The 19044-nt window shown below is 65.0% G+C and carries 20 protein-coding genes; 7 read left to right on the top strand and 13 right to left on the bottom strand.

The window, feature by feature from the left end; translation table 11 throughout:
* Positions 1 to 79: 79 nt before the first annotated feature.
* Positions 80 to 715, bottom strand: coding sequence for a cysteine hydrolase family protein (locus AU188_RS03755; protein WP_059162386.1), 636 nt, complete (start codon positions 713 to 715; stop codon positions 80 to 82).
* 50 nt (positions 716 to 765) lie between these two features.
* Between AU188_RS03755 and AU188_RS03750 the strand changes: the two genes are divergently transcribed.
* Positions 766 to 1203, top strand: coding sequence for a nuclear transport factor 2 family protein (locus AU188_RS03750; protein ID WP_059162385.1), 438 nt, complete (start codon positions 766 to 768; stop codon positions 1201 to 1203).
* Here the strand turns inward: AU188_RS03750 and AU188_RS03745 are convergent.
* Complete coding sequence (locus AU188_RS03745) at positions 1193 to 2092, bottom strand: TIGR03619 family F420-dependent LLM class oxidoreductase (protein WP_059162384.1); 900 nt, start codon at positions 2090 to 2092, stop codon at positions 1193 to 1195. The genes AU188_RS03750 and AU188_RS03745 overlap by 11 nt on opposite strands.
* A gap of 10 nt (positions 2093 to 2102) precedes the next feature.
* Complete coding sequence (locus AU188_RS03740) at positions 2103 to 3200, bottom strand: acyl-CoA dehydrogenase family protein (RefSeq protein ID WP_059162383.1); 1098 nt, start codon at positions 3198 to 3200, stop codon at positions 2103 to 2105.
* 106 nt (positions 3201 to 3306) lie between these two features.
* Between AU188_RS03740 and AU188_RS03735 the strand changes: the two genes are divergently transcribed.
* The 4 genes from AU188_RS03735 to AU188_RS03720 are packed head-to-tail and all read left to right on the top strand — an operon-like array spanning position 3307 to position 8210.
* Positions 3307 to 4503: an amidohydrolase family protein gene (locus AU188_RS03735; RefSeq protein WP_059162472.1), complete on the top strand. Its 1197-nt coding sequence runs from the start codon at positions 3307 to 3309 to the stop codon at positions 4501 to 4503.
* A gap of 7 nt (positions 4504 to 4510) precedes the next feature.
* Complete coding sequence (locus tag AU188_RS03730) at positions 4511 to 5470, top strand: acyl-CoA dehydrogenase family protein (protein WP_059162382.1); 960 nt, start codon at positions 4511 to 4513, stop codon at positions 5468 to 5470.
* Positions 5467 to 6669: an acyl-CoA dehydrogenase family protein gene (locus tag AU188_RS03725; protein ID WP_059162381.1), complete on the top strand. Its 1203-nt coding sequence runs from the start codon at positions 5467 to 5469 to the stop codon at positions 6667 to 6669. Before AU188_RS03730 ends, AU188_RS03725 begins: the two co-directional genes overlap by 4 nt.
* Positions 6666 to 8210 (top strand): class I adenylate-forming enzyme family protein, encoded by a 1545-nt coding sequence (locus AU188_RS03720; protein WP_059162380.1) that lies wholly within the window; start codon positions 6666 to 6668, stop codon positions 8208 to 8210. Before AU188_RS03725 ends, AU188_RS03720 begins: the two co-directional genes overlap by 4 nt.
* Positions 8211 to 8325: 115 nt before the next feature.
* Here the strand turns inward: AU188_RS03720 and AU188_RS03715 are convergent, their stop codons facing one another.
* From AU188_RS03715 to AU188_RS03680, 8 genes are all read right to left on the bottom strand, one after another.
* On the bottom strand, positions 8326 to 9504 hold the full coding sequence (locus AU188_RS03715) for an amidohydrolase family protein (RefSeq protein ID WP_059162379.1): 1179 nt from the start codon (positions 9502 to 9504) through the stop codon (positions 8326 to 8328).
* A gap of 166 nt (positions 9505 to 9670) precedes the next feature.
* Positions 9671 to 10855: a sulfotransferase family protein gene (locus AU188_RS03710; protein ID WP_059162378.1), complete on the bottom strand. Its 1185-nt coding sequence runs from the start codon at positions 10853 to 10855 to the stop codon at positions 9671 to 9673.
* Positions 10856 to 10867: 12 nt separating this feature from the next.
* A complete protein-coding gene (locus AU188_RS03705) occupies positions 10868 to 11617 on the bottom strand; it encodes an SDR family NAD(P)-dependent oxidoreductase (RefSeq protein WP_059162377.1) in 750 nt (249 codons plus the stop codon).
* On the bottom strand, positions 11614 to 12858 hold the full coding sequence (locus AU188_RS03700) for an alkyl sulfatase dimerization domain-containing protein (RefSeq protein WP_059162376.1): 1245 nt from the start codon (positions 12856 to 12858) through the stop codon (positions 11614 to 11616). Before AU188_RS03700 ends, AU188_RS03705 begins: the two co-directional genes overlap by 4 nt.
* A 91-nt stretch (positions 12859 to 12949) precedes the next feature.
* Positions 12950 to 13960 carry a zinc-dependent alcohol dehydrogenase gene (locus tag AU188_RS03695; protein WP_059162375.1) on the bottom strand — a complete coding sequence of 337 codons (1011 nt, stop codon included), beginning with the start codon at positions 13958 to 13960 and terminating at the stop codon, positions 12950 to 12952.
* Complete coding sequence (locus tag AU188_RS03690) at positions 13957 to 14442, bottom strand: VOC family protein (protein ID WP_059162374.1); 486 nt, start codon at positions 14440 to 14442, stop codon at positions 13957 to 13959. The genes AU188_RS03695 and AU188_RS03690 overlap by 4 nt, the downstream gene beginning before the upstream one ends.
* 58 nt (positions 14443 to 14500) lie before the next feature.
* A complete protein-coding gene (locus AU188_RS03685; protein ID WP_059162373.1) occupies positions 14501 to 15313 on the bottom strand; it encodes a sugar phosphate isomerase/epimerase family protein in 813 nt (270 codons plus the stop codon).
* 25 nt (positions 15314 to 15338) lie between these two features.
* Complete coding sequence (locus AU188_RS03680) at positions 15339 to 16103, bottom strand: SDR family NAD(P)-dependent oxidoreductase (protein WP_059162372.1); 765 nt, start codon at positions 16101 to 16103, stop codon at positions 15339 to 15341.
* Between the two features lie 141 nt (positions 16104 to 16244).
* Here AU188_RS03680 and AU188_RS03675 point away from each other — a divergent pair, with 141 nt between their 5' ends.
* Both AU188_RS03675 and AU188_RS03670 read left to right on the top strand, forming a co-directional pair.
* Positions 16245 to 17015 carry an SDR family NAD(P)-dependent oxidoreductase gene (locus AU188_RS03675; protein ID WP_059162371.1) on the top strand — a complete coding sequence of 257 codons (771 nt, stop codon included), beginning with the start codon at positions 16245 to 16247 and terminating at the stop codon, positions 17013 to 17015.
* A gap of 11 nt (positions 17016 to 17026) precedes the next feature.
* Positions 17027 to 17656 carry a TetR/AcrR family transcriptional regulator gene (locus AU188_RS03670; RefSeq protein WP_059162370.1) on the top strand — a complete coding sequence of 210 codons (630 nt, stop codon included), beginning with the start codon at positions 17027 to 17029 and terminating at the stop codon, positions 17654 to 17656.
* Positions 17657 to 17694: 38 nt separating this feature from the next.
* Here the strand turns inward: AU188_RS03670 and AU188_RS03665 are convergent, their stop codons facing one another.
* Together AU188_RS03665 and AU188_RS03660 are read right to left on the bottom strand one after the other, a co-directional pair.
* Positions 17695 to 18453: an SDR family NAD(P)-dependent oxidoreductase gene (locus tag AU188_RS03665; protein ID WP_059162369.1), complete on the bottom strand. Its 759-nt coding sequence runs from the start codon at positions 18451 to 18453 to the stop codon at positions 17695 to 17697.
* Complete coding sequence (locus AU188_RS03660) at positions 18450 to 19043, bottom strand: SDR family oxidoreductase (protein WP_059162368.1); 594 nt, start codon at positions 19041 to 19043, stop codon at positions 18450 to 18452. Before AU188_RS03660 ends, AU188_RS03665 begins: the two co-directional genes overlap by 4 nt.
* Position 19044: the final 1 nt, after the last annotated feature.

Below are 19044 nucleotides of genomic sequence, written 5' to 3'. Positions count from 1 at the left end.
CCTCAGAGCAGCGAATATGACCGTTTACGGTCTGTGAGAATGACGTTATCACCAAGCTTGGGCAACATCCATATCAGGGCTATGTGCCTGCGATCTCTTTCCACGCTTTGACCACCTCATCGGTGGTGGTCACCGTCGCGAGCAGGCTCAACGTGTTGTCGATGACAGACTCCGCGTATTCGCGTGGATACCCGCTCACCGCATCGCGCGGCAGCACGAACTGGTAGCTGCGGTTGACGGCGTCCATCACGAAGTTCGTGATCGCTACGTTGACCGAAACACCCACTCCCACAATCGTGCTGATGTTCAGGTTGCGCAGTACAGAGTCGAGGTCGGTGCCGGTCATGGGTCCGACGCCGTGCAGGCGGGTCAGGACGATGTCGCCGGGAGCCTGGCCGAGTTCCGGCAGCAGGGATGCGCCGGGACTTCCGGGCGTCAAGTCGGCGGCGAAGGACTTGCCCGCCATGAACAGTCGGGCGTTGGTGTTGGAGCCGCGGTTGTCGGGGCGCTTCTCGATGAGGCAGTGCGCAACCGTGACCCCGGCCGCGCGGGCGACGTCGAGCAGGGTGGCGATGTTCGGAATCGCTTCTCGGCGCGCTTCTTCTGCGAGCATCGGCAGGCCGGCTTGCGGGCCGATCACTCCGCCCTGGCACTCCTGGGTGACCAGGGCGGTGGTGGCGGGATTGAGCAGATCGAACAGGTGTGGTTTCGGCATGAGAACACACGTTATCGTGACGCGGCAACTTATGTTTACAGGGAGGCGAAATGGACAGCTGGAAGCTCGAAATTCGAGAGTCGGTTCGGCAGACGCTATCTGATTACACCGCCGCCACCGATCGGTTCGATCTCCACGCGCTGGCGCAGTGTTTCGCCGCCGACGGCGTCCTCGAGTTCAGCGGCGGCCCCGAACCGCTGACGGGACCCGCGGCGATCGAGGCGGGCCTCGGTGCCGCGATGGCCAGGGAGCCCGACCCCGCCCGCCCGGCTCCCTCCTACGTCAGCCACCACGTCTCGAGCGTCCGCTTCGGGCACGTTGACCGTGACCGTGTCGAAGTCAGCAGCTATTTCGCCGTGCACACCGACGCCGGACTCGACCATTGGGGCCGCTACCGCGACGTCCTGGTGGCCGTCGACGGCCAATGGCTGTTCGCTCACCGGCGCATCGGTGTCGACGGGTTCTCTGCCGCCAGCCTTATGCGATGAACTCCTCGGAGAACGCGTGCGCGTAATCGATGACCTCGGCCCGGGTGCTGCCTTGGGGCGCGATGGTCAGCCACGTCACTCCGAGCGCTTCCAATTTCGCGATCGTGGCGTGCCGTTCGTCGGTCGACCTGCCGTCGTCGAGCAGGTTGCCCGCCGAGAAGCAGATGTCCAGCGGTTCCGTGCGGCCGATCTCGGCGGCGTACTTCTTGGCCCACGCGATCGCGGACTCCAGCTCCTCGAGCGTGGAGATCTCCGCGGTTCGTGATGCCGCGGCGTAGCCGAAGGTGTTGAACGGCGCCCAACCCTCGGCGCGCGACACCGCGCGCCGCACGGCGGGCTTGCTGTTGCCGCCGACCCAGACCGGCGGAAGGCTCGCGGGCAGCGGCCGCAGCCGGACCCCGCGCGCGTTGAACGACGTGCCCTCATATGCGACGTCTTCTCCGGTAAAAACCTGGCTCAGTACATCGAGCGCCTCGTCGAGCAACGCGGCCCGGGAATCGAAATCGACTCCGAGCGCCCGAAATTCGGGTTTCAGGTAGCCAGCGGCCGTGCCGAGGATCAGCCGCCCACCGGACAGTACGGCCAGGCTCTGGATCGACTTCGCGCCCAGGAACGGGTTGCGATAGGCGGCGATGTAGACGTTGGTCAACAGTTTCACGTCGGTGGTGGCCGTGGCCGCGAACGACAGCGCGACAAACGGGTCGAGGGCGTGGTGCCCGCCGTGGTCGAGCCACTTTGCGTCGGGCGCCGGGTGGTCGGTGACATGTACCGCGGCGAATCCAGTCGCCTCGGCGGCGCGGGCGATCTCCGCTATCGCGTCGGCGTTGACGAACTCTTCTACGGCCTCCACCCGCTGGGTGGGTAGTTCGAGCGAGAACGAAACGGTCACGGTTGTCCTTTCAGGTGCTGACGAGGGTTGCCAGGCGCTGGGCGTGGTAGTCGGGGGTACCAAAGATCAGCTGGGAAGATTTCGCGCGACGGACGTAGAGGTGTGCGTCGTGTTCCCAGGTGAACCCGATGCCACCGTGGATCCGCATATTGTCCAGCGCAACCTGCAGGAACGCCTCCGAGCACGCCAGCTTGGCCACCGACGCCGCCAACGCCTGCTCCTCACCGTCGGTTTCGGCGGCGTGCCGGGCGGCGGATCGGGCGCCCTCCACCAGCACCAGCATGTCCGCGCAGCGGTGTTTGACCGCCTGGAAGCTGCCGATGGCACGGCCGAACTGGATCCGTTCCTTCGCGTAGTTCACGGCCATGTCGAGGCATCGCTGTGCCGCACCGACCTGTTCGGCGGCGAGCGCAATGAGGGCGAGGCGATATGCCCGCTCCAGTCCGGCCGCGGCGCCGCCGTCCGCGCCGATCAACCGGGCGCTGACGCCGTCGAAGCTCAGCCTGGCGACCTTGCGCGTCTGGTCGAGCGTCGCCAGCGGCTCGCGGCGAAGCCCGTCGGCATTCGCGCTCACCGCGAACAGCGATGTGCCTGCGTCGGTATTCGCAACGGCCAGAACGGTATTGGCGGTATGCCCGTCGAGGACGCGCTCGGCGCCACCGTCGATTCGATAGCCGGCGCCGTCTCTGCGCGCGGTCAGTGTCACCGTGTCGGGATCCCAGGCGTCGAGGGTGCCGTTGAATACCACCGTGGCGGTACTCGCACCGTCGACGAGCGCGGGCAGGTACTCCTTCATCGCGGTGGCGTCACCGCTGCCGAGCAGCGTCGGGATAGCCATCGCGACCGTGGAGAAGAACGGCGCGCACAGCAAGGCTGCACCCATCTCCTCGAAGACGACCACGACTTCGGGCAATCCCGCACCGGCGCCGCCGAATTCTTCGGGCACGGCGATGCCGTGCAGGCCCAGTTCGTTGGCCATTTGCGACCACACCGCAGTGTCGCAACCCTCTTCGGTGGCCATGAGCTCGCGGACTCGACTCGACGGCGAGGCGGAACCCAGGAATTCGCGCACGGCCTGTCGGAGTGCGTCGGCCTCGCTAGCGGTCATGTGGTCCTTTGCGTGCGTGTTCCGCCCGGGATAGGCATTCTCGGCCGAGGATAGTATGTTTTCTGGATTAGGAGAATACGGATTCTCGTTCGTGAAGGAGCCGGTCGTGACGACGAAACTGGACTACGGGATTTTTGACTGCGATACGCACTGCTACGAGACGCGCGATGCGTTTACCCGGTATCTGCCCAAGCAGTTTCACGATCGGGCCATCACGACGGTGCGAGGGGCCGACGGCGTGGAGGTGATCCTCGCGGGCCGCCGCGTGGCGACGTTCAACAGCGAGGGCGGGCTCGGCCTGGACGTGGCGTACCGCCCCGGTTCCCTGAAGGAGATGTTGCGCCAGATGGGCTCGGGCAATCCCGAGGAGACCTACGAGCCGCAGCCCATGCAGCCGGAGTACATCGAACGTTCGGCTCGGCTCGCGGTGATGGCCCGGCAGAACGTCGAGCGGCTGGTGATCTATCCGAGCGGGATGGCGCTGGCCGCTGAACACTACGTCGACGACACCGCGGCGCTGTATGCGAACCTGCGGTCGTTCAACCGCTGGATCGACGACGAGTGGGGTTTCAACTACCAGGACAAGATCTACGCCACCGCGCTGTTGTCGCTGCGCGACGTCGATTCCGCGGTCGCCGAGACGGAGGCGATCATCGCAGCGGGCGCCAAGTTCGTGATGCTGCCGACCGGCCCCGCCTACGGGCGTTCGCCGGGCGATCCGTATTTCGATCCGGTCTACGCGCGGCTGCAGGAGGCCGGCTGCGTGCTGGTGTACCACATCATGCCGTTCTGGTATTTCAACGCGATCTCGCCGGCGTGGGGCCACAACCCCGACCCTGCTTCGTGGCACATGTCGGCGTGGCAGTGGATGAACATCTACGGTCAGCGGCCGATCGAGGACACGCTCTCGGCGTTGATCTTCGACAACCTGTTCGGCCGGTTCCCGAAACTCAACGTGCTGGTCGCCGAACATGGCGCAGAATGGGTGCCGTTCTTCGTCAAGCACATGGACAAGAGCCGCGGTATGGGGCGCAACGGCCCGTGGATCGGAGGCAAGCTGACGGAGCGGCCGTCGGCGATATTTCGTCACCACGTCCGCGTCGTGCCGTACCCCGAGGACGACATCCCGGGCATCGTCACCGCCCTCGGTCACGACGACGTGCTGGTGATGGGTTCGGATTACCCGCACGCCGAGGGCCTGGCCGAACCGGCTGACTTCGTCAAACTGCTCGACCCGCTCGACGACGCGGCCAAGAAGCGGATCATGCGCGACAACGCCGACCAGCTGGTGTCCCGGAGTTAGCCGTCTGATGTCCGATGAGGACGTCGACCTCGATCTGCTGAGGGCGTCCGCGCGGGAGTTTCTGTCCGAGCGCAGAGAAAAGGAATCCGTCGAGGACCTCGCGGCGATGGACTGGACGGGACTGCTCGTCGACGAGACGCTGGGCGGCGTGGGTTGGCGTCCGGTCGAAACCTGCGTCGTGGCAGAGGAACTCGGTCGGGCGCAGGACAGGTCCGCATGGTTCGGCACCACGATGGCGGCCGCGGCGGTCGCCTCCGCGCCCGACGAGGTGCGGGACGGCTGGCTGCCCCGGCTGCTGGCGGGCACGGCGACCGCCGGCTTCACCGTCGCCGACGACTCCGCGCGTGTCATCCGCGGTGACGAGGTCGACTTGGTAGTCACCGTGGGGCGCAACGGAATCCACCTCATAGGGGACCTCGATGGCCGACAGACCCGGCTGGACGGCGACCTGCTCGACGTCACCAGGCCGGTGTTACGCGTCGATCTCGCTGGGGTGGCGAGCACGCTGATCGGGCCAGCGCAACGGAGTGACCAGTTGCTCGGGATGGCCCGGCTGCTCATCGCCGCCGATTCCGTCGGCGCGGTGTCCATGACCCTGGAGCGGCTGACCGCATACCTGAAAGAGCGCATCGCGTTCGGCGCGCCGATCGCCAGCTTTCAAGCGATCCAGCATCGGCTCGTCGACCTCCTCGTCTTCGAGGTCAAGGCCCGCGCCGTCGTGATGAAGGCGGCCCGCGCGATCGCCGCCGACGACGATCGTGCCACCGCGCTCACGACCGCCGCACACGCCTTCGTCGCGGCGAAAGGCACTGCGGCGGTGGACGAGTGCATGCAGCTGTCCGGCGGTATCGGTTTCACCTGGGAGTATCCACTGCACTACGAATTGCGCCGGGTCTTCACCAACGGCCATCTGATCGGCACCGTCCGGTCGAGTCATGCACTGTTCGCGGAGGTGTCCGGCTGGTGAGCGGGTACGGGAACCGGCCGAGCGATTCGGAGCTGACCGACTTCAGGAGCCGGGTGCGCGCGCATATCGCCGAGCATGCGCCTCCCATCGAGGCGCGTGAAGGACATCGCGCACCCGAGAACGCCGAGCAGGAAGCCCAGTTGCGCGCATGGTTCGCCGGGCTGTTCGACGCCGGATTCGTGGGTGCGGACTGGCCTGTCGAATACGGCGGACGCGCCGATCACCATCCGCTTCATGACCGGATCGTCAGCGAGGAGATCCTGCGGGCCCGCGCACCACGTCCGGTCGACCAGGTCAACTTGGCCGCACACGTGTTGCTGCACTTCGGGTCCGACGAGCAGAAGCGCAGGCTGCTGCCACCGATCCGGCGCAGCGAGCATGTGTGGTGCCAGCTGCTCAGCGAACCCGACGCGGGCAGCGACATCGCCGGTGTCCGGAGCCGAGGTGTGCGGCAAGACGACGGCACATGGGTCATCGACGGACAGAAGATCTGGATCACCGACGGGCACTGGGCCGACATGGGTTTGGCACTGATCCGCACCGACACGGCGTCGTCGCGGCATCACGGCCTCTCGGTGTTCGCCGTTCCGCTGTCGGCGCCCGGCGTCGAGGTGCGCCCGATCCGGACCGTCGGTGACGCCATCGAGGTCAACGAGGTGTTCATGACCGCCGTGACGGTCGACGCCGACAGCCTCATCGGCGAGGTGGGCCAGGGCTGGTCGATCATCATGACAGGCCTGGACTTCGAACGCTTCGGCATCGGCGGCAATGTCATCCTGCTGGAGCTGTTGATCGACGACCTCGTCACCGTCGCCCGCAACGGGCTGCTGGACGGTGTATCCGCACTGGTGCACAACGACATCCGGCAGACCATCGCCGAACTCGCGGTCGAGGTCGAGGTGGCGAAGGCCTTCATCGACGACCATGTCGAGCGGCTGATCGCCGGTGCGGACCAGCCGGGCGACGGCTCGATCGCGAAACTGAGTTTCGCCGAGACCTACCACCGGGTTTCCGCCTACGGCGCCCAGCTCGCGGCTACGGTGTGCACGGACGGGTCGGTCGACCCGACGGTTAAGCAGGCCGAGGAGCGATTGCGCGAATGCTGGTTGTGGTCCCGTGCGTACACCGTCTCCGGAGGAAGCTCTGAGATGATGCGCAACATCCTCGCCAAGCGGCGGATGATGCTGCCGACCTCATGAGTGCGCAGGCGGAGACATACTGGGGTCTGGTCGACGCGGCGGCGGGGGAGCACCCCGATCGTGTCGTGCTCGTCGACGACTTCGGTCGCCATCTGACCTGTTCGCAGCTGCGGGATGCTGCGCACCGCACCGCTGCCGCACTTGCCGAACGCGGCGTCGCCGAAGGGACGGTGGTGTCGTGGCAGCTGCCGACCACCTTGGAGACGATGGTGGTGATGGTCGCGCTGACGCGGCTCGGCGCCGTGCAGAACCCGATCCTGCCGATCTGGCGGGAGCACGAAGTCGGTTTCGCCACAGCGCAACTCGGCACGGATTTCCTCGTCGTCCCCGGTAGGTGGCGGGGCTACGACCATGTCGCGCTGGCCAACGATCTTGCGGCGAAGCGGCCGATGACGGTCGTGGTCGTCGACCACGAAGCTCCGCTCACCGACGGCCTACGCCTTCCCGCGGGTGACCCGGTGACGCTGCCGCCGCCCCCGACGACGGGAGCCCTGCCGCGATGGGTGTACTACTCGTCGGGCACCACCGCAGCGCCGAAGGGGGTGCGGCACAGCGACCGCTCCGTGGTCGCCGGATCGGCGGGCGTGGTCGGCATGGTCGGCGCCTCCAGTAGCGACGTCAACCCGATCCCGTTCCCGGTGTCGCACATCGGCGGTGCCGCGATGTTGGCGGCCAGCCTGTTGACCGGTATGCGACTGGTGTTGTTCGACGCATTCGATCCGATGTCCGGGCCGCTGGCCATCGCCGCGCACCGACCCACGCTGCTCGGCACGGCCACGCCGTTCTTCGTCGCCTACATGGCCGCGCAGCGCGAGCACGGCGGCGAGCCGCTCTTCCCGAACCTGCGGGGCTGCGTAGGTGGCGGCGCGCCGATCACCCCGGAGTTGGGACGACAAGTCCGCGAGACGCTTTCGGTTGCCGGGGTCGCGAACTCCTGGGGGCTGACCGAGTTTCCGGTGGCCACCTCGCCGCCGCCGGACGGGGCGCCGGAAGTGCTCGATCACACGGTCGGCAGGCCCGTGCCGGGCGTGTCCGTACGCGTCGTCGACGAGTTTGAGCGGGAAGTCGGCGTGGGCGAGGAAGGTGAATTGCGACTCAAGGGGCCACAGTGCTTCCTCGGCTATGTCGACGAGGCCTTGAACGCGGACGCATTCGACGCCGACGGCTGGTTCCGTAGCGGCGACCGGGGCCGCATCGACGCCGAGGGCAACGTCGTCGTGACCGGGCGAATCAAGGACGCGATCATCCGCAACGCCGAGAACATCTCGGCGCTGGAGATCGAGGGCGTCTTGGCCACACACCCGGCGGTGGCCGACGTCGCGGTCATCGGAGTGCCGGACCCGCGCACCGGCGAACGGGTGTGCGCGGTCGTCGTGCCTCAGCCCGGAACCGAGGTGACGCTGCCCATGCTCGCCGAGCACTGCCAGGCGCGGGGGTTGAGCAAACACAAGTCTCCGGAACGCGTGGAACTGGTGGAGGCGTTGCCGCGCAACCTCACCGGCAAGGTTCTGAAGACCGAGTTGCGTGCCCGGTTCGGCTAGCCGCGCCGACTCAGCCCGCTTCATCGGGGGGCCCGCATCCATTAACTGGTGGATTGCACGCACCTGCAGATGCGGGTAATCAACCCGTTACGCCTCGACGGCGGCGACGGCCGGTCTAGATCCCGATGAGTTCCTTGAGATTTCCACCCATGATCCGTGCGGTGGTGTCCGAGGGCAGGTTCTGGAGTTCCTTGACGAAATCCGCCGGTTCGGCGAGACCTTCGGGGTGTGGGTAATCCGAACCGAACATCACGCGGTTCGCGCCGAGAAGCTCGACGAGATGGGACATGTCCTCCTCGTGGAACGGGTTGATCCAGACGTGTCTGCGGAAGACCTCGCTGGGATGCTCGTTGAAGTCGTACGGCCGCTTGCGGTACACGCGGTCGAAGACGTCGAGCAGGCGGTGCGCCCACGAGCCGCCGTTCTCGACAACGCCGATGCGCACGCCGGGGAAGCGCTCGAAAACGCCGTGCGCGATGAACGCGGCGAGGGTGTCGAAGATGTTGCGGCTCTCCTCGTAGATGAAACCCCGTAACTTGCTCAGCGCGAAACCGTTGAACTCGGCGGCGTCCTCCCAGTCGTCGACGTAGCGCTCGTAACCCGAATCCGAGTTGTGCATCTGTACCGAGATGCCCGACGACTCGACCAGCCGCCAGAAACCGTCGAACTCGGGCAGCGCCGCCGAGCGGGACGTGCCGTCCTCGCGCGGCACCGGTGCGGGCCGGATCAGCACCGTCTTCGCGCCGTTGTCGAGGCACCATTCGAGCTCCTTGACGCCCAGCGCGGGATCATTCAGCGAAATGGCGGGCACGGGAAAGATCCGGTTCTGGTAGTTGAACGTCCAGTCCTCGAGCAGCCAGCGGTTGAAGGCGTGCGTCACCGCATGCGTCAGCTCCGTGTCGGATTTCGTCCGCTCCTCGAGCATGCCGGCGGTGGTAGGAAACATCATGGCGCCGTCGACACCCTGACGGTCCATCAACGCCAGCCGCAGGTCGGGGCGGCGGAACTCATCGGGACACCGGATGGGCTCGGCCAGCTCCCGCAGCGTCTTGCCTTCTGGATTTATGCCGCGGAAGTAGTCGGCCCACGCGCCGGGCGTGGGGATCACCTCATAGGTCGGGTTCGGAATGGTTTCGGTGATGACACCGAGGATCTGCAGCTTCTTGCGTCCCTTGACATCGACGAACTTCAGCGCCTCGGAGTACTTCTCGGGCAGGTAGCGCGTGTAGGCGTCGATGGTCTCGTACATGTGGTTGTCGGCATCCCACACCTCGAACGCCTTGGGCTCTGTCATCGTCAATTCCTCTCCGGCACGGACGCGTCACGACGGAGTGGCAACGTCGCTCTCCTAAAACGAGAGGATACATTCTCACACTGGAAGCAGGCTAGGGCACCTCGCTTTCGCCGGAGGACCACGACAGCGGTGTGATAGAAGTCGGCCGTTCGCGGCGGAACACTCGTCACGCTTTGGCCTCCAGTTCGATGGGGAAGGTGTCGAGGTACTCCGCAAAGGTGGGTTGGAGCGCATCTACAGTCAGCGAGTACTCCTCGAGGCTGTAGGTGTTGGTCCCGTAGTGATCTTGGGGGTGAGCCGTGAGCCAGGCACGCATCCGGTTCTCGGTTTCCTCGGTGAGCGGATCACCCGCCCAGGCGTAGATGCGCCGCATGACGTCGAGTGGGTCGCGCATCATCTCGGAGTAGTACATGTGGAAGAAGCGGTCGTCGCCGATGCGCTCACGCGCCCGCAGTGGCCTGTCGACGTGGTAGCTCATCTGCCACTGAGCCTGTCGCCCCATGTCTGCGAGATCGATCGAATCAGGCTGCAATGTCAGCTTTTTGGGCAGCTTCCAGAGATTGGCCAATGACCCGGTTGCGCGATAGGGGTCGCGGTGCGCCCAGATGAGTCGAGCGTCGGGAAATACCTCGAGTAGTGCCTCGATGTGAATGGAGTGGGACGGCATCTTCAAGCTCCACGTTCCGGGGGCGGTGGACTGAAGCACCTGCAGATATCGCTTCTGATATTCGTAGGTGGTCGTCATGTCCGCCGTTTCGAACAACCACTCGGCGTACCGCGACGTCTTCATGAACGCATCCCACGACAAGCCCTTGAAATCCTGGTTGTGGATGAACATGCACTCTGTCGGACCGTCGGCGTCTTCCCAGTGCGGGACGGACATGTGAGCGCTGCGCAGCGCATTGAGCAGCAGGTTCTGCTTCTCGATCAGCGCCAGGCATCGCGGGTCGGTACGCAGGGTGTCGCTGGTGGCCGGGGGGATCGGATGGACACACTCCCAGTGCAGCAGCGAACGCCGAGCCGGATCCTGGTCGAGCAGGTAACTGATCACAGTCGTACCCGTGCGAGGCATGCCCACTATGAAGATCGGGCGCTCGACGGATGCGTCGAGAACCTCGGGGTGTTTCTCGGCGTAATCATCTACTTGGAGGCGGCGTGCGAGCGCTTTGACCGAGTTGTCGATGATGTAGTCCCGGCCGTGTGCGGTGAACGCAGGCGACGAAGCGAGTTCATCGAGCATGATGTCCAGTCCTGGGCGCCACGATTCGGTCTGCGGTTGCGGAACGCCGGTGGCCTCTATGGCAAGACGCAGCACGTCGTCTGACGTTGTCACGTCATCGAATTGGCTCATTGAAGGGCGCTCCTAGACCGTCAGGTAGCCGCCGTCGACGGCGACAGTCGTTCCGGTGATGTAGGACGCAGCGTCGCTGCACAGGAAGAGCACGGCCGGCGAGATTTCCTCAGCGAGGCCCATCCGGTTCATCGGGGTGTGCCGCATTTCAGCCTCGAGCGCTTCGGGGAAGTCGAGAACCGGCGCGGTCATTCTCGTTTTGATGAGCCCCGGCGCTACCGCGTTGACGCGGATGCCGTCGTCGACCCAGCGTCGCGCGAGGTTCTTCGTGAAGGCCACCATGCCGGCCTTCGACGAGCTGTAGGCAGGCACCGCCACGGCGGAGACGAACGCAGACATTGAAACGATCGAGACGACGCTGCTGCCGCCCGCCAAGGTGCTGGCCCGGAGCCGTTCGTGACATGCCATGGTCAGCCGCATGTGCGCAAACATGTTGACCGCCACCGAACCCGCATATCCTTCGGGGTCCCATTCGTCCTTCTGGGCGGCGTATGGTGCGCCCCCGTTGTTGACCAAGATGTCGAGGTCGCCGAGCGATTCGGTAAGGGCGTCAATCGAATCGGTATCGGACTGCTGGCATTGGACGAAGGTCAGGCCCGTGAGATCGACGTCCGGATAGTCCGACGCATTGGCTCGCGTTCCGGTGACGGTGACCTTGGCGCCCGCGGCGGCGAAGTCGGACGCGATGGCGTAGCCGATTCCGCTGGTGCCTCCGGTCACCAAGACGTTGGCCCCGGAGAAGTCGAACTTGATCGAGTTCATTCGGTTGTCCTCAATTCGTCAATCGTCTTGGTGATCCAGGCTCGTTCCCAGAAGTTCTCAGTGCTCGCTAGCAGGGCGTGGTGGGCGTCTACGGCCACGGCTCGTGCATCCGCGTGGCCTGGCTCGATTTCCAGCACGAGGTCGGTGAGTTGCAGCGCTCGCAACGGCCGACCGTGGTCGACGTGCTCGCGGGCCGCATCGACAAGTGGTTCCGCACTGGCAATGCGCACGACATCCTCGGCGACGGCTGCCGGCGCAATTGCGAACAGTTCGGTGGTGGAGCGGTGTTGGAACCAGCCGGCGTACATCTCCCAGATGGCGCGGACGTTCCACGGCGTTCTGCCGTAGCCTTCGCCGATGTCGAGTTCGGCCGGCACAGCGACCGTTCGCATCGCCGTGTATACGTCTGCGCCGCCGGCCATGAGCTCGACAGTGCGGTCGTGAACCGTCTGCATGGCGTCCCGCATGGCCGTGACCTCCTCGGCGATGCGGTCGACACCCTCAATGGGGTCGAAATGACCTGTTATCAATCGATTCGGAGCGAACTCGAGCACCGTGTTGAGCGACTCGATGTAAAGGACGGGGTCGCGATAGCGGTCGCCACGGATCGTCATGAGGTTCGGTACATGGCCAAACAATGGACCGAAGAGGTTGCCGGTGAACAGGACTCGCTCTTCAGGTAGCCAGACGACCAGCGCGTCGGTGGTCTCACCGCCCGGGGTCCAAGCCAATTCGATGCGGCGGCCACCGATCGTCATCTGATGACGCCGGTCGAAGGTGGTCGTCGGCTCGGGGAACGACATGTCGATCGTCGCGGAGTCAGTTGTATCGAAGTATTCGAGCGTTGCGGACACGAACTGCGGAAAGGCGAAGGACGCCTTGGCGCCGCGGTAGCCCATCAGTCGCACGTTGTCATCGCGCCAGTACCGGTAATTGGAGTGCATCACCAGATCGGTGCCGGATTCGAGAAGCGCGTTGACGCCGCCCCAGTGGTCCGCGTGACCCTGCGTGATGACGATTGCGCGGGTAGGCCCCGACACCTCAGCGAACGCCTTCTTGTGGCGTTCACCCTCGAAAAACGCGCCGCCGTTGATGATGACGCGACCGTCATTGGTGCCGAGGGCATATGAATTCGAGATGCCCGGAGACATCCACACGTCGTCGCCCAGAGCGGTGGCGGGATTGCCGGTGGCCACAGCAAGGGCATCGACGCCGGGCCTTTCGCGATGAATGCCTACCATATAGTCTCCTCGACGCCTCGAAAATTCTGTGTTCAAACGCCTTTCGCCGTATCAAACGGCTGAGCGACTCCCGAAGATGTCGCGCGCAACGTCAGGGGAACGTCACGACGACCTTGTCCGCGGCGCCGGCGGTGGACGCCAACCGCAACGCCTCCTCGACGTCATCGAACGGAATCTGATGGCTGACGATGACGGCGTACTTCTGCCAGTTGGCAACCAGATCCTTTGTCACTTCGAAGATTTCGTCAGGATAGCCACAGGATCCGACGATCTCGATTTCATTGCCCATCACGTTGAGCAGCTCCACCGACACGGGTTCCATGTGGACACCCACGATCGTCAATCGCGCACCCCGCTTCGCCACCGCCAGGACCGAGTCGACGACGGATTTCGCGCCCGCTGCGTCGAGGTAGACATCGGTCCCGACTCGACCGCCGAACATTGACTCGCCCTCGCCGTGCAGTTCCAGGAGCCGCGTCGCGAGGTCCTCCTCGGAGGGGTCAATCACGGCGTCGGCGCCAACCTGCAGCGCCTTTTCGCGACGGCCAGAGATTGGGTCGACCGCGACCACGTGGCCCACGCCAAGTGATTTGAACGCCAGAATCGCACCGAGACCCACCGGTCCGGCACCGAAGACGACGACCTTGTCACCGGTTCGAGGGTTGCAGCGGTTGGCGCCATGTAGGGCGACGGCCATGGGCTCGTTGAGCGCTGCGACCTCCCACGGTATGTGCTCGGGTATCACCTCGAGGCTGTGTCCTCGCACCGCATTCTCGATGAGTAGATACGGCGCCAACGCCCCTGTGGTGCCGCCGTTTCCGATAATGCCGCTCGGCGCGCTCATCGGGTTGACCACCACATGATCCCCGACCTGGATGCCTACGACTTCCGCGCCCACCTCGAGGACCTCACCCGCGGGTTCGTGGCCCAGAGGCATGCGACCCTCCATGGGAGGAACGCCGCCCATGGATATGTAGATTCCGTCGGACCCGCATACACCGCAAGCTCGCATGCGCAACAGGACGTCGTTCGGCCCAGTTTGCGGCTTCGGAACGTCGATCAACCCCGTCTCGCCGACGGCAATGACAGTCGCCTGCTTCATGGCATCGACCGATCGCCGTCCACGCGTGCGGGGTCGGCTTCCCCCATGCCGAAGAAGCTCTCCATCACGGGCTGCATCACGCGGTTGACGAATTCGATCCGCGGACCGATCGGTCCTTTGCAGTACGCCCAGAGCGTTTCGCCTTCGGGGGTCAGACCCCGGCCCTCGACAATAAAGTGACTTCCTCGCAGTGTCGCGATGTCGTCATCGATGTCGTCGGACCAGTATCCGAGGTGGTGTAGGCCCGAGGTCGAAGGAGTCCACAGCGTGTTGGGAACGGCCTGGACGAGTTCCAGGCGTGGTTCGTTCAGCGAGAACGCCAGTCGCAGGGGGACGGTCTCGGCCCGGCCGTCGATCTCGACCGTCTGCTCCACCTCGATAGTCTCGGTCCACCGATAACCCGCGACGTTGGTGAGGAACGCCATCTCGGCGTCGAAGTCGTCCACGACGAGTCCGCAGTGGTACAGATCGTCTGCCTTCATTCTCGTTGTCCTTCTTCCATATTCGTTGCCTTTCTTCGTGGTCGATGTCGGACGGCCATCAGAGGGATGCGAGTAGGTCCCGCGCCGCTTCGACGCCGGGTCGCAGTCGTTCGGCTGCCCCGGCACCGGCCAGGGCCGCTTCGCGTTGCGGCATTTCGAGGCCGACGACGACGTCCTTGGGGAGCTCAGCCAGGTACTCCCTCAGGGGCACCTCACCGGTACCGGGCACCAGGCGCTCGTTCATGGCCTCGAAGTTGTAGTCGTCGAATCGACTGACCAACGTGGTGTCGGACAGCTGGATGTATCCGATGCTGTCCCCGGGGAGTGCTGCGAGGTCGGCGGGCCGCGTGCCCAACCGGGCGATGTGCATGGTGTCGATCAGCAGCCGGAAATCGGGCCGGTCGACGTACTCAACCACCGTCATACCCGTGTTGAGGTCTCCGACGGTGAAACCCGGCACGACTTCCGTGACTGTACTCAGTCCACGCTGCGAAGCCATCTCGGTGATCGCAGCGAACTCGTCACAGCTTCGGCGTAGATCGGGCTCGAAGCTCACGACATTGACCTTCTCGGCACCGAGCTCGGCCATCACGTCGAGATCGTCTGCCAGAATGGCGGAGTCACGTTCGGGCAGTATCAGCAATCCCTCACCCAACGAGATCTTCACACCGGTATCGGCAAGGGCGGCGACCATTTCGCGCCGCAGATGCTTGTCATCCTTGAGCGAATACGTCGGGTAACCCAATTCGGGCAGCGGCACGCCGTAGAGCGCCGTAGTGATGTAGTGGCAACCTAAATCCGCTGTGAGAGATATGAATTCAAGCGGTGGCATGCCGAAGATGCTCAGGAATTCGATGCCCAGCCGGTCCATTGTGTACTCCGATCGGTGTGGTGTCTCAAGCGCCCAGCATGACGAGGCCGCCATCGACGGCGAGCAGTTGGCCGGTGATGAATCCAGACCCCTCGCCGGCTAGGAAGACCAGGAACGGACCGAGGTCCTTGGCCGGCTCGCCTAGGGCTCCGCGCAACGGGATGGCCAGCTTCAGGTTCTCGTCCATGAACGCCGCACCTTCGGGGCCGAGAAAAGTACGCAGGCGGTCGGCTCCGGGCGTTTGCATCGCCGGCGCGATCGCGTTCACGGTGATGCCTCCACTGGCCCACGCTTTGGCGGCGGAACGCGTCCATGCGTGTACCGCTCCCTTCGTGGCCGCGTAGACCGCCGAGATGGGACTGCCCATGACCGCTTCTGCGGAGCCGAAGTTGATGATCCGGCCTCCCGAGCCCTGCATGATTCGGTGAGCGGCTTGATTGACGTGAATGGTCCCGCGCACGTTGATTGACACGAGCCGATCGATGTCGGCGTCGGTGATCGCTCCCGCGATGCCCGGTAGCCACAGGCCGGCAGCATGGATGACGGCGTCTAAGCCCCCCATGGCCGCCGCGGCTGCGTCGACCGTCTCGTTGACGCTGTTGACGCTGGTGACGTCGCAGTGAAGCCAGGTGGCTTGGGAGCGCTCCGGCGACGGCGCCTCATGGAAGGTGGCGACGACGTCGGCGCCGGAATCCAGGAAGACGTCGACGATCGCTGCGCCGATGCCGGTGGCGGCGCCGGTAACCAGAACTCGTCTGCGGCCGGTTGTGTTCGACTCGGTTTCAGGCATGTCAGGCAGTCCGATGTAATTCGGAGTCGAAGGTGGCGAAGTAGCCATCCATGTCGCCTCCTCTATATCTCTAGAGCTGTACCTCTATGACTATAGAGGTATCGTTGTGCGAGGGAAAGCCTTGATTTCGAAGGAGTCGTCATGAGTCTGCAAGGTCTGGCCGGCAAGGTTGTTCTCGTCGCCGGCGGCGCCACGGGCATCGGTGCCGCGACAGCCATGCGTCTCGCGGGGGAGGGATGCCGTGTCGTGGTGGGCGACGTCGCCGCCACGGCGGCTCGGGACACGGCGCGCAAGATCGTCGAAGAGGGCGGCGCAGCCACGGCCGTCACCTTCGATCTCGCTGACCCCGCGTCGGTCGCCGATCTCGTCACCGAGACGGTGGAGATTTACGGCGGAGTGGACGCGCTCTTCACCGTTGGCGCCGACATGAGTTCCCTCCAAGGGGATTCCGACGTCGTGGACATCGACTTCGATCTGTGGGACCGCGTCATGGCCGTAACGCTGCGCGGCTACATGGCTGCGATGAAGTACTCCATCCCGCACATTCTCGAACGCGGCGGCGGCGCCATTGTGAACATGTCATCGGCTGCGGCCTTTCAAGGCGAACCCGCCCGGCCGGCGTACGCCGCATCGAAGGCCGGCGTTGGAGCGCTCACGCGGCACGTGGCGAGCCGCTGGGGTAAAGAGGGGGTCCGCTGTAACGCCGTGGCCCCAGGCTTTACCGCGACGGAGGCGATACGTTCGGTGCCACAGTGGCCCGAGCTCGAGAAAGCGGCGCTCAAGCGCATCAGGGGCCACCGGGTCGGCCGGCCCACCGACGTCGCAGCCCTCGTCGCCTTCCTGCTATCCGACGACGGCGCCTGGATCAACGGCCAGATCATAAACGTCGACGGGGGAACGGTCCTCCGCTGACCGATACACTCGTGTCCATTGCCACACCACGAAAGCGCGACGGCGACGAGCGCAGACGCGAACTCTGCGATGCAGGGATTCGCGTTCTTGCCGAGCAAGGTTCGCGCGGGCTCACCCATCAGCAGGTGGATCGGGCCGCAAATGTTCCGGACGGCACGACGTCCTATTACTACCGGACCAGGGCGGCTCTGTTGCGGGGCGTCGGCGAGAGAGTCGCGGCCATCGACCGCGAGAATCTGCGCTCGGTCACTGATGCCAGGAGGAAGACCGATTCTCCCTTCGGTCGACTGGCGGAACTGATCGTGATGCAGTCCAGAGGCGACGGGCTGCTGCTCAACATTGCGCGCCAGGAATTGCTGCTGGTTGGGGCGAGAGATCCCGCCTTGGCCGAAACCTTCGGAATGTTCGTGTCCAAGATTGTGTCGATGGCGCACGAGGCGGTCACGGCAATCAACCCCGGTCCAGTCGACGACGTCGTACGCAACGCACAGGGTGACGCGGTCATCACATTCATCGCCGGATTGTTCACGCGGTATGCCTCGGGCGATCGGTCCATGAGCGATGCGAAGCAGATCGAGGCACTTCTCGAAGCAGTCGTCACCGGGATTGCCGCCCAAGCACTCGAACCCGCAAGAGATTGAAGCGCCGCGGCGTGCATTCGGTGTTTATAGCGCCTGCTCTACAGATTCGTGTAGTGACCGCCGTCGACGCCGAGCGTCTGACCGGTGACGTAGCGCGCCTGGGGGCCGACCAGGAAGGCGACGGCCGAGCCGATATCGTGCTCCGGGTCGCCGATCCGACCCAGCGGAATGCGGCGAGACAGCCGCTCCTCCATCGCGGGTTCGGCATCGATCGCTGCGGCCATCGCGGGCGAATACGCCAGGGGCGATACGACGTTGACCGTGATCGCGTGCGGGGCCCACTCGCGCGCCAGGCTCTTGGCGAAGCCGCGCAGCGCACCCTTCATCGTGGCGTAGAGGGGCAGCGTCGCGCTGCCTTCGATTCCGGCCGGTGAGCTCATGACGATGAATGTGCCGCCACGCTCCTTGAGTGCGTCAAAGGCCGTGGCGGCGCAGTGATGTGCTCCGCGTAGCGACACCGAGTAGTGGTCGGTCCACAGCGAACGGTCGACGTCGACCAGCTGATGCGGCTGGCTGGACATGTTGCTCGTGGCGTTGTGCACTACGGCATCGAGTCGGCCAGTGGTGGTGACGGCGAGATCGACTGCGCCGGCGACGGCATCACGGTCGGTGACATCGCATCGCGCCCACATCGCGTGGTGGCCTCGTGCGCTGATCTCGTCCACTACGGCCCGTCCGGTCTCGGACCTGGTGGCCACGACGACGTATGCGCCCTCGGCGGCCAGCGCCATCGCGATGCCGCGGCCCACACCGCCGCCGGCGCCGGTGACCATCGTGGTCAACCCCGCAAGGCTCACGGCAGCATCACAGACCCGCCGTCGGCGACGATCGTCTCTCCGGCAAGATGTTTCAGGTCCGCCCGCAGCAGAAACGCCACCGACTCGGCGACGGTGCGAATCAGGGTCGAATCGGCGGCAACGGCCGCAACGGTGAGATGAGCGGCGTCGCCGTCGTCGCTGAACATAGACAGCGGCACGGCCACGAGATTGACGCCGACTCCGTGCGACGCCCATTGTCGAGCAGACGATTTCGTCATTGCGCGAATGCCTTCGACTGCGGTGGTGTATGCAACGAGTCCGGCGGCACCCGCCATACCGATCGTCGGAACCACCACGACGATTCGACCACCGTCTTTCCCGAAAGCCGACCGTGCGCGTTGGAGCGCGGCGAGTGTGTGCCACATCGGTTCGTCCACCAGGCGATGCCAATCGTCACCGCTCAGCCCGGCCGCCTCGACAGACTTCGCTGGAGGACCGGCGACGATGACCGCGCCCGTGAGATCCGACGGCAGTTCGCTGTCCGGCGCCACGACGACCCCGCCGAGTCTGTCCGCCAACTCGCGCGTCAGCCCGTCGGCCGGACCCACGACGACCGTCGAAGCAGCCATG

The organism is Mycobacterium sp. IS-3022 (genome assembly GCF_001500065.1).
In the GTDB taxonomy this organism is placed as follows: Bacteria; Actinomycetota; Actinomycetes; order Mycobacteriales; family Mycobacteriaceae; genus Mycobacterium.
Note: the sequence above shows the minus strand (reverse complement) of the source record. Positions and strands in the feature narration are given on the sequence as shown.

What these genes read in the sequence shown, in the direction of transcription:
- AU188_RS03680 (WP_059162372.1), bottom strand. Translation starts at nt 16,103, where the DNA reads ATGCCTGAAACCGAGTCGAACACAACCGGCCGCAGACGAGTTCTGGTT.
- AU188_RS03740 (WP_059162383.1), bottom strand. Translation starts at nt 3,200, where the DNA reads ATGACCGCTAGCGAGGCCGACGCACTCCGACAGGCCGTGCGCGAATTC.
- AU188_RS03690 (WP_059162374.1), bottom strand. Translation starts at nt 14,442, where the DNA reads ATGAAGGCAGACGATCTGTACCACTGCGGACTCGTCGTGGACGACTTC.
- AU188_RS03720 (WP_059162380.1), top strand. Translation starts at nt 6,666, where the DNA reads ATGAGTGCGCAGGCGGAGACATACTGGGGTCTGGTCGACGCGGCGGCG.
- AU188_RS03705 (WP_059162377.1), bottom strand. Translation starts at nt 11,617, where the DNA reads ATGAACTCGATCAAGTTCGACTTCTCCGGGGCCAACGTCTTGGTGACC.
- AU188_RS03755 (WP_059162386.1), bottom strand. Translation starts at nt 715, where the DNA reads ATGCCGAAACCACACCTGTTCGATCTGCTCAATCCCGCCACCACCGCC.
- AU188_RS03710 (WP_059162378.1), bottom strand. Translation starts at nt 10,855, where the DNA reads ATGAGCCAATTCGATGACGTGACAACGTCAGACGACGTGCTGCGTCTT.
- AU188_RS03675 (WP_059162371.1), top strand. Translation starts at nt 16,245, where the DNA reads ATGAGTCTGCAAGGTCTGGCCGGCAAGGTTGTTCTCGTCGCCGGCGGC.
- AU188_RS03750 (WP_059162385.1), top strand. Translation starts at nt 766, where the DNA reads ATGGACAGCTGGAAGCTCGAAATTCGAGAGTCGGTTCGGCAGACGCTA.
- AU188_RS03700 (WP_059162376.1), bottom strand. Translation starts at nt 12,858, where the DNA reads ATGGTAGGCATTCATCGCGAAAGGCCCGGCGTCGATGCCCTTGCTGTG.
- AU188_RS03685 (WP_059162373.1), bottom strand. Translation starts at nt 15,313, where the DNA reads ATGGACCGGCTGGGCATCGAATTCCTGAGCATCTTCGGCATGCCACCG.
- AU188_RS03660 (WP_059162368.1), bottom strand. Translation starts at nt 19,043, where the DNA reads ATGGCTGCTTCGACGGTCGTCGTGGGTCCGGCCGACGGGCTGACGCGC.
- AU188_RS03715 (WP_059162379.1), bottom strand. Translation starts at nt 9,504, where the DNA reads ATGACAGAGCCCAAGGCGTTCGAGGTGTGGGATGCCGACAACCACATG.
- AU188_RS03695 (WP_059162375.1), bottom strand. Translation starts at nt 13,960, where the DNA reads ATGAAGCAGGCGACTGTCATTGCCGTCGGCGAGACGGGGTTGATCGAC.
- AU188_RS03730 (WP_059162382.1), top strand. Translation starts at nt 4,511, where the DNA reads ATGTCCGATGAGGACGTCGACCTCGATCTGCTGAGGGCGTCCGCGCGG.